This window comes from Allobosea sp. LC85 (assembly GCF_000735605.1).
In the GTDB taxonomy this organism is placed as follows: Bacteria; Pseudomonadota; Alphaproteobacteria; order Rhizobiales; family Beijerinckiaceae; genus Allobosea.
Window position 1 is genome coordinate 1 of record NZ_JPKG01000006.1, and the last position, 12,313, is coordinate 12,313.

Annotated in this window: 7 protein-coding genes and 1 tRNA gene; 4 read left to right on the forward strand and 4 right to left on the reverse strand. The window is 65.4% G+C overall.

What is annotated here, in order from left to right:
* Nucleotides 1-1,370: 1,370 nt before the first annotated feature.
* From FG93_RS01100 to FG93_RS01110, 3 genes are all read right to left on the reverse strand, one after another.
* A tRNA-His gene (locus FG93_RS01100) sits at nt 1,371-1,447 on the reverse strand.
* A 150-nt stretch (nt 1,448-1,597) separates the two neighbouring features.
* Nucleotides 1,598-2,593, reverse strand: coding sequence for a hypothetical protein (locus tag FG93_RS30950; RefSeq protein WP_152579245.1), 996 nt, complete (start codon nt 2,591-2,593; stop codon nt 1,598-1,600).
* A gap of 100 nt (nt 2,594-2,693) precedes the next feature.
* On the reverse strand, nt 2,694-3,089 hold the full coding sequence (locus FG93_RS01110; protein ID WP_052513166.1) for a phasin: 396 nt from the start codon (nt 3,087-3,089) through the stop codon (nt 2,694-2,696).
* A 216-nt stretch (nt 3,090-3,305) separates the two neighbouring features.
* Here FG93_RS01110 and FG93_RS01115 point away from each other — a divergent pair, with 216 nt between their 5' ends.
* Together FG93_RS01115 and FG93_RS01120 are read left to right on the forward strand one after the other, a co-directional pair.
* Nucleotides 3,306-6,224, forward strand: coding sequence for an ATP-binding protein (locus tag FG93_RS01115; protein WP_052513167.1), 2,919 nt, complete (start codon nt 3,306-3,308; stop codon nt 6,222-6,224).
* A gap of 591 nt (nt 6,225-6,815) precedes the next feature.
* The gene (locus tag FG93_RS01120; protein ID WP_161783753.1) at nt 6,816-8,567 is read left to right on the forward strand and encodes a M23 family metallopeptidase; all 1,752 of its coding nucleotides are present in this window, start codon (nt 6,816-6,818) and stop codon (nt 8,565-8,567) included.
* A gap of 128 nt (nt 8,568-8,695) precedes the next feature.
* Here the strand turns inward: FG93_RS01120 and mgtE are convergent, their stop codons facing one another.
* On the reverse strand, nt 8,696-10,069 hold the full coding sequence (gene mgtE, locus FG93_RS01125; RefSeq protein WP_043230958.1) for a magnesium transporter: 1,374 nt from the start codon (nt 10,067-10,069) through the stop codon (nt 8,696-8,698).
* 323 nt (nt 10,070-10,392) lie between these two features.
* On the opposite strand from mgtE, the gene FG93_RS01130 reads away from it, so the two are divergent.
* Together FG93_RS01130 and FG93_RS01135 are read left to right on the forward strand one after the other, a co-directional pair.
* On the forward strand, nt 10,393-11,550 hold the full coding sequence (locus FG93_RS01130) for an acyl-CoA dehydrogenase family protein (RefSeq protein ID WP_043230959.1): 1,158 nt from the start codon (nt 10,393-10,395) through the stop codon (nt 11,548-11,550).
* A gap of 27 nt (nt 11,551-11,577) precedes the next feature.
* On the forward strand, nt 11,578-12,240 hold the full coding sequence (locus FG93_RS01135) for a glutathione S-transferase family protein (protein ID WP_043230960.1): 663 nt from the start codon (nt 11,578-11,580) through the stop codon (nt 12,238-12,240).
* Nucleotides 12,241-12,313: the final 73 nt, after the last annotated feature.

Sequence of the window (12,313 nt, forward strand, 5' to 3'; positions counted from 1 at the left end):
GCAAGCTCAAGGAGTTCAAACGCATCGCCATGCGGGCGGAGAAAACCGACCAGAGCTTCAAAGCCATGATCTACCTCGCAGCAGCCGTCATCAATTCACGATGATCCCCCACAAGCCTTAGACCGCCGATCGCTCGTCAGCAGGTTTTCTCGAGTTCAGTATCCGCCAATCCTTATTCTTTCGTGGCTCAGATGAGTGCAAAAGCCGCTTGTTGTCGTGCCTGCGAGCGAGCCGGAGATGTCGCTCATTTTGGCATGTACGAGCGGCTCAACAACATTGGCCTGACCTACTTCAGTCGCACAAGCCGCATTCTGGACGAAGCGAACTTTAAGTCCGGCATCCAAGGCGGGGACATCCAATCTTGGCCTATCCCGTTTCAATCTGGAATCGAGGAAGGAACTCTGTGCCCCCCGGGCGCCGCCACGTCTCCCCTCCCATTCGATTGCCCATCTTGAGCAAAACAACGCGCCCTTCGGCCCTCCGCCGCGGCGGCGCACGAGCACGGCGTTCCCCGGTCGTCGAGCGGCAGCAAGACACTCAAGAACGCGTGGCGGCACAACGATCAGGGAAAGCTGAGATGGTCCGTGGCGGCAGAATCAAGCGCTATCGGCGAACGCCGACCCTGTTGACACCACCATTGCGATTTCCCGGACGAGGCGCCGTAACGGCACCGACCCCGACGGGCCGAGCCACGAGACGCACGCCGGGCCGCGCGACGCACCCGGCGGGATAACCGATATAGCTGCAGTAAATGACAGCATTTGCGGTTTCCGTTGTCGCAGCAAGACCAATGAAGCCGATTCCGACCGTCGCCATTGTGAAAATCGCAAGTTTAACTTTTGCCATTTCAGGCCCCCAGGACTTTGAAGATAACAAGCGCTCGGAATGGTAACATTGCATCTACTAGGGCGAAAGGGCCGATAACAGCGCCAGGCACACCGGCAGGCGAGTCAAAAGCGCCGTGCTCCGGAATGGTGCCAACGCAATCTGGTGCCAGCGGCTGCACGTCGACATGCGTTTTGCATTGCGCGAACGACGGCTCAGTTGCCAAGTCACTCGCTGGCGGTCGCGGCAATGCGGATGGCGACGAGGCGATTGGCGGCGCGCCGGTCTCGACCCGGGACCGCTGCCTAGCCCATCGCAGGAGCCGACAGCTGCGTCAGGTCGCTCCGGCGATGCAGCGGATTTCGTCGCACCATGGCAAAGACGCTGCTCTGCATCGCGGCAAGGTTGGGAGGGAACCAGGAAGCCTGTGCTTCCTCTTGTTGGAAGCCGCCTGGAGCGGAAAATCTCAACCCCAGGGGACAGGCGAGGCCAGCTCGACCGGTCTCGTTCCCGACAACGCTCTACAATTACAACGAGGGGGAGAATGGTACAGCCACCCCGGCTTGAACGGGGGACCTCTAGATCCACAATCTAGCGCTCTAACCAACTGAGCTATGGCTGCACGACACTCTCGGCGCCTTTTGGGCGCCCTGTCCGACGGCGCAAGAATGCGAACTGGCCGGCGGCGCGGAACCTAGTGCCGTCGCGGCGCGATTGCAACCGCCGAAATGCACCGCACCACACGAAATCCAGCGCGCCGTCGTCCGCCTCTTCAATCCTGCCGCAAAACGGCCTGCGCAGTGCGTGCCAGGTCCGTCACATGGGCGGAATAGGCCTCATAGCCGCGGCGCAGCGCCTTGGCGTGGATCACCACGGCGTCGGCGGGATTGTCGGTCCTGGCGAGAGTCTCCGCCTCATTCAGCGCCGCCTTCAGCTCGGCACAGGCATGGTCGAGAACCTTTGCCTGCAGCGCGCCAACCACGCGTGCGGCGGCGAGCGTCTGAGCCAGCCAGGTCGAGGCTGTCAGCGTTGCGAATTCCGGCGGTCGCGAAAGCGACGGCACTGCGGTCGCCACGGGCTGGACCGCACTGGCAAGCTTGCGAACATCCGCGGAAACGGTGGCCGTTGCCTTCCTGACAGCTTCCGTGCCGGTCTTCACGGCGGCAGCGCTGACCTCTGCGGCCGATTTAAGGATAGCGGCCGGTCCGCTGGTGGCCGCGGTCGAAACCGCCTTGGCAGCGGCAGCTGGCTTTCTGGTCGCCTGCTTTGCGACGCGAACCTTGGTCGGCGGCTTGGCCTTGGCCGCGGCCGCCGCGGGCTGGCGCACCGCCTCGGGCTTCGCAGCGGTCGCCACTGAAGCCATGGCGGGGACAGCCGGGGCCTTGGCAGGAGGCGCGGCACTGGCGGCCTGGGCCGGCGCAACCGGAGGCTTGACGGCGCCCTTGGGCGCTTCAACCGGCTTCGCCGCGACTGCAGCCGCCGTCTGGGTGATGATGGGCGCAGGTGCCGGCTTGACCGGCGCAACCGCGACGGGTTCGGCAGGCGCAGGCGCGGGATCGGCATTCCCGGACACCGGGGCAGAGGCAACGGCAGCGGAGGGAACGGCAGCGAAGGAAACGGCAGGAGGCGCGCCTACCACCGGGCCGGTCGCGGCCGGGGCTGCCGGCACGACCTTCGACTCGGTCGGCGCTTCGCCCGAGAGAGCCTTGACGGGAGCGAGACTGATCGGCGCTTTGGACCCGATCTTTGGCGGAACAGGCTTAGCCATCGTCATTCTCCTTCAGCGAGCTAACGGTTGGAGCCGAGCCCTGGCCCAGCGCCGACGGCCTCTGTGGCGCGGGGCGGCGCAATGCAGCGCCGCCGGCGGCTCACTTCATCTTGGTCGCCTTGGCTGCGGTCTCGGCAGCCTTGGCCGCAACCTCCTGGGCGGCAACGCCCAGATCCTTGAGCTGGCTCTGGAGAGCCGCAACCTGCGACTTCACGAACTCGGACTGATGCTGCAGGACCTCGGTCAGGTCCTTCGACTTGACCAGCTTCTGGGCGAGGTCGAAGGCGGCGGCGACGTTGGTCTCGGCATAGGTCATGGCCTTGCGGGTCACGTCCTGCGCGTTGACGCGTGCGGATTCGGCCGAACCATGCGCACCGTCCACGGCCTTGTGGGCTGCGTCGATGAAGCCATCGAAGGCCTTGCGGGCCTGCTCGACGCTGCGCTCGGCGAACTCGCGCATTTCGGTCGGCACTTCATAAGGCGTCTTGCCGGTCATGGGTGATCCTCCTGGCTGTGGATGGCTTGGTTTGCCACTCGATTGTGCACTGCAATATCATTATTGCAACGCGATGACAATCGCGTGACCCCGCCACGTTAACGCTGTTTCGATCAGACGCGGGAGAGCCTTGATCAGTTCCATGGATTTGCAGTCACTTGCCCGCTATTAAGGCTTTGTTAGCCATATCGGCGCAGACCGAACGAGCGGATGGGAATGAGCGAACCCGGGCAGGATTGGGCGATGCAGGGAACAGACGCAGCGAAAGACGCAGCGCTGGCGCCCTTCATTGCGGACGGCGCCTTGATGCTCTGGGACCAGAAGACCTCGCGGGTCGGCTTTGTCAACGCGGGCGCCGAGGCACTGCTCGGTCAGCATGTCGATGGCCCATCGCTGCCCGCGCCGACGCGCAGCAGGCTGGCGCTGCTCGCCGGCGGGCTCGCGCCTCGGGATCATTTGCGTCTTGAACGCCTCCGGCTGACGGCGGGCTTCACCGCCACGCTGGTGACATGCGGCTGCAAGTTGTTGACGGGAGCAGACGGTCAACAGATTCTCGCGATCGCCATCGCTCCGTCGGAGCTGCGCCGACTCGGCATTACCGTCCCCCCGGCACCGATTGCCGTGCCGCCAGCTATCCCTGCCGCAACCGTTGCTTCTCCCGCTCCGGCGCGGGCAATCGCCGCATCGAAGCGCGCGACCGTGCGTTTCGTCTGGCAAAGCGATGCCGACGGCCGCTTCACGAGTCTCTCGCCCGATATCGCCGAGATCGTCGGGGCCGATGCCGCCGCCAGCCTGATCGGCCGCAGCTGGCTGGAGCTGATCGATTGCGATCTCCTCGACCGAGAGGGCAGCCTGATCCAGCGGCTGGCCTCCGCCGCTACCTGGAGCGGACACCCGGTCCTCTGGCGGACTGCTGGCCTCGCAGAAGGGGTTCGGGTCGAGCTTTCCGGTGTGCCTGTCCTCGATGCGAAGCGTGATCTTGCGGGTTTCCGTGGTTTTGGTCTCGCCCGCATGATCGAGCGCGAACCATTCCCGCTGCCGACCAGTGCGTCGGACGGTCCCATGGCTCCCGCCTCAGCATCGGTGCCCCCTGCCCCAACCACCAACGACGTTGATTCCGCGCCCCTCATCGCAGAGTCCTCGGACAGCGCCGGCGAAGGCGAAGCCCCCGAGATCGGTGTCGACGTTCCGGCCACCGAGCCGACACCGGCGGCTCGCAGCGAAACTCCGCCTCCGAACGAGGCCGGCGCGAATGTCGTACCGCTTCGGAACGGCCATCTCACAGCGGTCAGACCGGTGCTCGAACCCTCGAAGGCGCTTCTGACATCCGCCGAGCGCAACGCTTTCCGCGAGATCGCCAAGGCGCTCGGCGCCCGCATCGCCGGAGACGACGAAGGCGAGCCACGGCTGCCACCTGCGGCCCCGTTGCGCCTGAGCGACGAAGTCAGCCGCTCCGACCGGCCGGCGCCCGAGCCGGCGAAGCCGAACGACACCACGGCAGCGGAATCCAAGCCGCCTGCAGCTGACGTTTCCTCCGTTTCCGAACCCGCACCATCGGCCGACACGCCCTCCGCACCTGCGGGGCGGCAGCGCCTGCCGAATTCGCATGCCGATGTGCTCGATCGCCTGCCCGTTGCAGTCCTGGTCAATCGCGGTGACGAACCACTCTATGCCAATCGCACGCTTCTCGACTTGCTCGACTATGCCGATCTCGCCGACCTGACGTCCGGCGGCGGTATCAGCCGCATGATCAAGGGCGCGGCCCGGGCCGATGGCGGCACCATGATCCTGGTCGACCGGACGGGCCATCTCGTCAGCGTCGATGCCCGCCTGTCGAGCGTCTCGTGGCAGGGCGAGCCGGCAACACTGATGGCCTTCCGTCACCCTGATGGCGGCGGCGAGGTCAAGGCACTGACCGAGGAAGAGGCTGAGGAAGCGGAACTCGCAGCCGAATTCGAGGCCGAGGAGGCCGAGATTGCGGCGCGCGTCGACGCGTTGCGACTCGACATCGATGCCCGTGAAGCCCGGATCAGCGAGATGATTGCGGTCCTTGATACCGCAACCGACGGCGTCGTCACCGTCGACGAGCGCGGCCGCATTCTCTCGCTCAACAAGACCGCGGAGGCCCTGTTCGGTTACGACCAGCGCGAGGTCTCAGGCGAATTGTTCACACTGCTCTTCGCTCCGGAGAGCCACGCTCCTGCCCTCGATTATCTCGAAGGACTCAAGGGCGGCGGCGTCGCCTCGGTGATGAATGACGGGCGCGAGGTCATGGCGCGCGTGCGTCAGGGCGGCCGCATTCCGCTGTTCATGACCATGGGCCAGATCGCCGATGGCGCAGAGCGACGCTTCTGCGCGGTCCTGCGCGACATCACTGCCTGGAAGAAGACCGAAGGCGAACTGGTCGAGGCCCGCAAGGCGGCCGAGAAGGCCAGCGCCCAGAAGTCGGACGTGCTTGCCAAGATCAGCCATGAGATCCGCACGCCGCTGAACGCGATCATTGGCTTCGCCGAGGTCATGGCCGAAGAGCGCTTCGGGCCGATCGCCAATGAACGCTACAAGGAATACCTGCGCGACATCCACCAGTCGGGCGGCTATGTCATCAGCCTCGTCAATGACTTGCTCGACCTCGCCAAAATCGAGGCCGGCAAGCTCGATCTCGACTTCGTCAGCGTCAATCTGAACGAAATCGCGCTGTCCGTCGTCAATCTGCTGCAGCCCGAGGCTCAACGCGGGCGCGTGGTGCTGCGCTCCGGGCTCTCGCCCAAGCTGCCGCCGGTCGTGGCCGATCAGCGTTCGATCCGCCAGATCGTGATCAACCTGCTCTCCAATGCGGTGAAGTTTACCGATGCCGGCGGGCAGGTCATCGTCTCGACGGCCCTTGGTGATCAGGGCGAGGCGATCCTGCGGGTCCGCGATACCGGCATCGGCATGGACGACAGCGAAATCGCAATGGCGCTGGAACCGTTCCGGCAGGTGCCAACGACGCGGCGTGCGGGAGGCACAGGCCTTGGCCTGCCGCTGACCAAGGCGTTGGTCGAAGCCAACCGCGCGGCGATGACCATCACCAGCGTCAAGAAGGAAGGCACCCTGGTCGAGATCACCTTCCCACCGCAGCGCGTCCTCGCGGGCTGAGGCCCGCGCGCTTTCGGCTTGCCTCTCGGGGCGCGCCGCCTTGTCGCAGCGGAAGCTGCCCGGCAGCCCTTTACTTTACTGTCGCCTTGCGCGCGCGGCCGCCGATCGCGCGCGCAATGTCGCCAAGGCCGCCGGACGCAATCGTGTCGAGGAAGACCGAGAGAGCTCCTGATCCAGGCTCATGCCGTCCCGCTTCTGGACGATGCGCACCAGATTCCCACCGAAATCGCGACAATCCTCAATCGACCTCGCAGGCGCCTGTGCTGACGGGCCGCGGGCGGAAGCGCCTGCCCGTCATAGTTTCGCCCTTTCCCACCGCACATAGGAGGCACCCCGATCTCGCAGGCAGAGTCGCGAAAAGTTCCGACCGACGGAGTCGTGTTGCGCCCGTTCTATGACGAAAACGTCGATGCGCTGATCGATCCGTTTGCGCCTCGCCCCAGACCCATGCCGCTGCGAGATCACGCCGCCTTCTCGGGACGGTGGCTTTCGGCCAGCCTGCTTCTGGGACTCGTCGGAGCCGGACTTCTCACCTCATCGCTCCTGGTTTCCGAGGCCGACAGTCCCGCCACGCGAAGCCCCGAAAGGGCCATGACGGCCTCGCCGCGTGGCGCCAACGCAAACGGCGCGGCCCGCAAGGGCGACCTGCTCGTGCAGCGCGGATTCTCGATTGGCACGACACGTCATTTCCGTGCGCCGCTCACCGAAACGGTCGGCGCGCGCGAGATCACCAAAGTCCACGCACTCGTCCACGTCGCGGCCGAGCTTTCGCCGCTGGCCATAGCTGCTCCCAACATGCCAAGCCTCGAATCGCTCGGCCCTCCGCCCGGCGCAGGCCGGGAGGCCCCTCAGCAGGCGGCAGCTGATCCCGCCGATGCCGATGTGTCGGTCGTCAGGCGCGATCTGGCCGATCACGCAGCGACGAGCACGGAGCCCGGCCTCTCGGATACCGCGGCCGCCGAGCAGGTTGCCGAGTTGCTCCGCCTCTCCGGATCGGAACCGCAACTGCCGCTGGAGTATTCGAACCAGCGCATCCTCTCGCGCACCCTTCGCCTGGCCGGGGAAGCGGAGGCGGAGCAGCCATCCCCCCTCGGCTCACCGGCCTTCGGCTCTCTGGATGTCAGAATCATCCCCGAGAACGTCACCAACATCCCTGTGCGCACGGGCTCCCAGGGGCCGTTCGAAGAGCGCGACGTCATGCTCGGCCATGGCGACACCCTGGCTTCCATCCTCCAGAACAATGGGGCCGACGATCAGCGGGTTGCGGCCATCGTCGCCGCGCTCGGAAAGCGCGCAAAGGCAGAGCTTCCGGAAGGCCAGCATCTGCGCCTCCTGATCGCCCCCGAAGGCAGCAGGCAAACCATCCAGCGCGTCACTCTCTTCAACGAAACCGGCCCGGAAGAGATCGCCGCGGCCGATGATGGCGGCCGCTTCGTCTCAGTGGCCAAGAATGTCTCAGTGGCCAAGGATGACGCGCATCACGGCCCAGCCGAAGACAGCAGCGATGACGACGACGATGACAGCGGCGAGCGCGCCACCCTCTTCCAGAGCGTCTATGCAAGTGCGGTGAAGAGCCAGGTGCCGCGTGAGCTTATCGATGAGTTCGTCGGCATCTTCGCGTCGAATCTCGACCTCAAGCAGCGAACCAATGTCGGCGATCGCCTCGAGATGATCTTCAATGACGATGAAACGGCTCCGGCCGGCCGCCGCGAGTTGCTCTTCGCCGCCCTGACGGCGGAGGGAGAGACCCACCGCGTCTATCGCTATGCCTCGCCCGAGACCGGGGATGTCGACTATCTCGACGAAGAAGGGCTTTCACTGCGAAAACTCCTGCTGCGCCGGCCGGTCCAGATCGGACGCATAAGTTCGCCCTTCGGCATGCGCCGTCACCCGATCCTGCGCTATTCACGCCTTCACAGCGGCGTCGACTGGGCCTCGCCCCGCGGCACACCGATCATGGCGGCAGGCGACGGCAAGGTGGTGGCCGCCGGCCCGCACGCCGGCTACGGCAACCGTGTCGAGATCGAGCACGCGAATGGTTACGCCACCGCTTACAACCACATGGCCAGTATCGGCTCGCAGATCAGACCGGGGGCCACTGTCCGCATGGGCGAGATCATCGGCACCGTCGGCACGACGGGCCTCTCGACCGGGCCTCATGTCCATTATGAGGTGACGATCAACAACCACTTCGTCGATCCGATGAAGGTCAAGCTGCCGAGCAACCATAGCCTGAGCGGCGCGGCGCTGACCGAGTTCAAGGATCACCAACGCCAGATCGAGAAGCTGCGGCAGCCCGGACCTGCCACCACGGTGGCGGTGCAGAACGGGCGCGCAGGCTAGATCATCGAACCGGATAGCGTATCCGGTCCGATGATCTAGCTTTTTGTGTTTGCATCGGCTTTCCCGCAAAACCGCAATCCACTTTTCAGGCCAATGCTTTAGCCGCACCCCGTTCTGCAGGGCGGAGTTCAAAGTAATGTGCCGCCCAGGATCATCGCGGCCACGCCGAAATAGATCATCAGGCCGGTTACATCGACCAATGTCGCGACAAAGGGTGCCGAAGCACTCGCCGGGTCGAAGCCCAGGCGCTTGAGGATGAAAGGCAGCATCGAGCCGGTCAGCGAGCCGAAGGCGACGATACCGAGCAGAGCGACGCCGACGGTTGCCGCAATCAGGGCCCAGTGCTCGCCATAGTCGTACAGACCGAGCTTCTGCCAGGCGATGACGCGCACGACACCGATCGCGCCGAGGATGGCGCCGAGTGTCAGGCCAGTTGGAATCTCACGCAGCGCCACCCGCCACCAGTCAGCGAGCTTGATCTCGCGCAACGCCAGCGCACGGATCAGGAGCGAGGTGGCCTGCGATCCGGAATTGCCACCCGAGCTCATGATGAGCGGGATGAACAGGGTCAGCACGATCGCCTTCTCGAGCTGGCCCTCGAAGTGCTGCATCACCGAGGCCGTCAGCATCTCGCCGACGAGCAGGATGCTGAGCCAGCCGGCGCGCTTGCGGATCATCCGGCCAAAGCTGATCTCGGTGTAGGGCTCGTCGAGCGCCTCCATGCCGCCCAGCTTCTGCACGTCTTCCGTGGTCTCCGCGATCATCGCGTCGATGACGTCGTCGACCGTGACGATGCCGATGACGCGCTCGGCCGCATCGATGACGGGAACGGCAAGGAGGTCGTATTTCGTGATCAACCGCGCGACATCCTCCCGGTCCACCTCCGGCGTCACGCTGATCGGCTTCATCTCGGGCACGACGGAGGCGACGAGAGCCCCCGGATCGCCGCTGATCAGCCGGCGCAGCGAAACGGCCCGGACCAGCTTCCCGGTCGCGGGATCGAGGACATAGATCGCGTAGATCGTCTCGCGCGTACGCTCGACATGCCGGATGTAGTCGAGCGTGCGAGCGACAGTCCAGTCGGCCGGCACGCTGACGAATTCCGTCGTCATGATCGAGCCCGCGCTTTGCTCGGGATAGGCAAGCAGCCGGTTCAGCGTCGCGCGCGTGTCGTGGTCGACGCGACCGAGCAGGCGCAGGCGCAGCGGCTCGTCGAATTCCGGGACCACGTCAGCGACGCGGTCCGCCGACATGGCGGAAAGGAACTGCGCGGCACGCACCTCCGGCATCCGACCGAGCGCTTCGGAGGCTGCCGTCAGTTCATGCTGGTCCAGGACCTCGACGGCGCGTTCGAACGGCAGGGCAAGGAGCACGGCGGCAACCGTTTCCACGTCCTGCTCGGTCAAGGCCTCGACAATATCGGCGATATGGTCCCGCGCCAGCGTCTGGGCGAGAGTGACAGCGAGAAGATCCCGCTCCGGTGCGGTGGCAACGGCGTTCATAGCTCATATCCTTTGATCGGCCGTCATGGCCGATCGCAGGCGAGCCGGATTCCCCGGTCAGGCGCGCGAAACGGCGTCAGACGGCATCGACTGTCGACTGGGACTGTCGGTTGGCATTGGGTCGGGGTTCCTGTGAAACTGCCGCCGGAAGGCTTGCAGCGAGGCCGAGATGCACCTGAAGCCTCATCGCGTCAACCCCCATCTCCGCGAGTGGACCGCATGTGCGGGAACGCCCGTCCAGCTTCGCAAGGACGAGCCGGTCACGCCGGTTGGCGGTTCGTCGCAGGCCCTCTAAGGTCGGCGAACGAAACGACGAGGGCAGCATGGAATTCGCGCTGAGCGACGAGGAAGGGCTGATCCGGGAAGCCGCGCGAAAGATCGCGTCCGACCGGCTGGCGCCGCTGGCCGAGGCTCTCGATCGCGGTGAAGGCCGCAGCGAATTCCTGGCCAATCTGAAGACCCTCGCCGAAAACGGCTTCATGGCGCTCAATGTCCGTGGCGAGTTCGGCGGCAGTGAAGCCGGCACGGTCGCCTTCGCGTTGACACTGGAGGAACTCGCGGCAGCCTGCGCCTCGACCGCGGTCACGACCTCGGTGACCAACATGGTCGGAGAGGTCATCCAGGCGGTTGGCTCGGCCGAGCACAAGACGACCTATTTGCCAAGGCTCGCGGATGGCACCTATGCCGCCGGAGCCTTCTGCCTGACAGAAGCCGGAGCCGGCTCGGACCCTGCGGGCATGCGGATGCGGGCGCGCCGCGACGGCGACGGCTATGTGCTCGACGGCCAGAAGATTTTCATCACCAGCGGAGAATATGCCGGCCTCTTCGTGGTCTGGGCCGTGACCGACCCGGACGCGCCGAAGGGCAAGGGCATCTCGGTCTTCCTGGTTCCGGCCGATACGCCCGGCGTCAGCGTCGGCAAGGCCGAGAAGAAGATGGGCCAGACCGGCTCCGCCACGAATACCATCCATTTCGAGGGCGCGCGCATCCCGGCTTCGAACCTGATGGGCCGGGAGAATGACGGCTTCCGGGTCGCGGTCGGCGAGTTGGCCGGCGGGCGCATCGGCGTCGCCGCTGTTTCGCTCGGCATCGCGCGCGCGGCCATGGAGGCCGCGAAGTCCTACGCGAAGGAGCGGCAGCAATTCGGCCAGGCGCTCAGCGACTTCCAGGGCCTGCAATGGATGATCGCCGACCGCGAGCTCGATCTGCACGCTTCGCGGCTGCTGATCCTCGACGCTGCCGCCCGCAAGGATCGCGGCGAGCCCTTCGCCCGGGAAGCTTCGATGGCCAAGCTCTTCGCCTCGGAAGCGGCGCATCGCTGCACCGACACGGCAATCCAGATCCATGGCGGCGCTGGCTATTGCCGCGACTTCCCCGTCGAACGCTACGCCCGCGATGCCCGCATCACCCGAATCTATGAGGGCACCTCCGAAATCCAGCGCCTGATCATCGCCCGCGAGACCTTGCGCCAGACCGTCTGACCACCCCCAAACCTGAAAGCCTGCCTCATGACCCTGACGATCTACGGGTGCTATCGTTCGCGCGCGACGCGCAATATCTGGCTCGCCAACGAGCTCGGCCTCGCCTTCAAGCATGAACCAGTGATCCAGGCTGGCCGAGTGCCTGATCCAAAGGCGGCGGATGCGCCGGTCCATACCCGCAGCGCCGAATTCCTGAAGGTGAACCCCAACGGGCATATTCCGTCGATCGACGACGATGGCTTCGTGCTGCACGAATCGCTCGCAATCAACCTCTATCTCGCCCGGAAGCATGGCGGCCCGCTGGCACCGAAGGACGTCCAGGAAGAGGGACTGGCAGCGATGTGGTCGCTCTGGGCCGCAACCGAATGCGAGACCAACGCGCTCAACACCCTCTATCACCGCGTCGCCAAACCGCTGGCGGAACGCGACGGCAAACTGGCCGACGCCGCGGCCGAGGCCCTGCGCGCGCCGCTGGCTGTGCTCAACGATGCCCTCGCCAAGGACGGCTATCTCGTCGGCGGTCGCTTCACCGTCGTCGACATCAATGTCTCCGAAGTCATCCGCTATGCCCAGACCGGCGCGCCCGAGCTGTTTGCCGCCGTTCCGCTTGTGAAGGCCTGGCTCGAAGCCTGTCAGGCCCGCCCTGCCTTCAAGGCGATGTGGCAGGCGCGGGACGCCGAGGCGGCCTGATCAGAAAGCGGGTGGCGGCTCGCCCGCCTTCGTCTTAGCGATCCTGCAACAGCGTTCCAGGATCGCGTCAAGG

Coding starts and splice junctions, on each gene's coding strand:
- FG93_RS01110 (WP_052513166.1), bottom strand. CDS start 3,089: ATGACCGGCAAGACGCCTTATGAAGTGCCGACCGAAATGCGCGAGTTC.
- mgtE (WP_043230958.1), bottom strand. CDS start 10,069: ATGAACGCCGTTGCCACCGCACCGGAGCGGGATCTTCTCGCTGTCACT.
- FG93_RS01130 (WP_043230959.1), top strand. CDS start 10,393: ATGGAATTCGCGCTGAGCGACGAGGAAGGGCTGATCCGGGAAGCCGCG.
- FG93_RS01135 (WP_043230960.1), top strand. CDS start 11,578: ATGACCCTGACGATCTACGGGTGCTATCGTTCGCGCGCGACGCGCAAT.
- FG93_RS01120 (WP_161783753.1), top strand. CDS start 6,816: ATGACGGCCTCGCCGCGTGGCGCCAACGCAAACGGCGCGGCCCGCAAG.
- FG93_RS01115 (WP_052513167.1), top strand. CDS start 3,306: ATGAGCGAACCCGGGCAGGATTGGGCGATGCAGGGAACAGACGCAGCG.
- FG93_RS30950 (WP_152579245.1), bottom strand. CDS start 2,593: ATGGCTAAGCCTGTTCCGCCAAAGATCGGGTCCAAAGCGCCGATCAGT.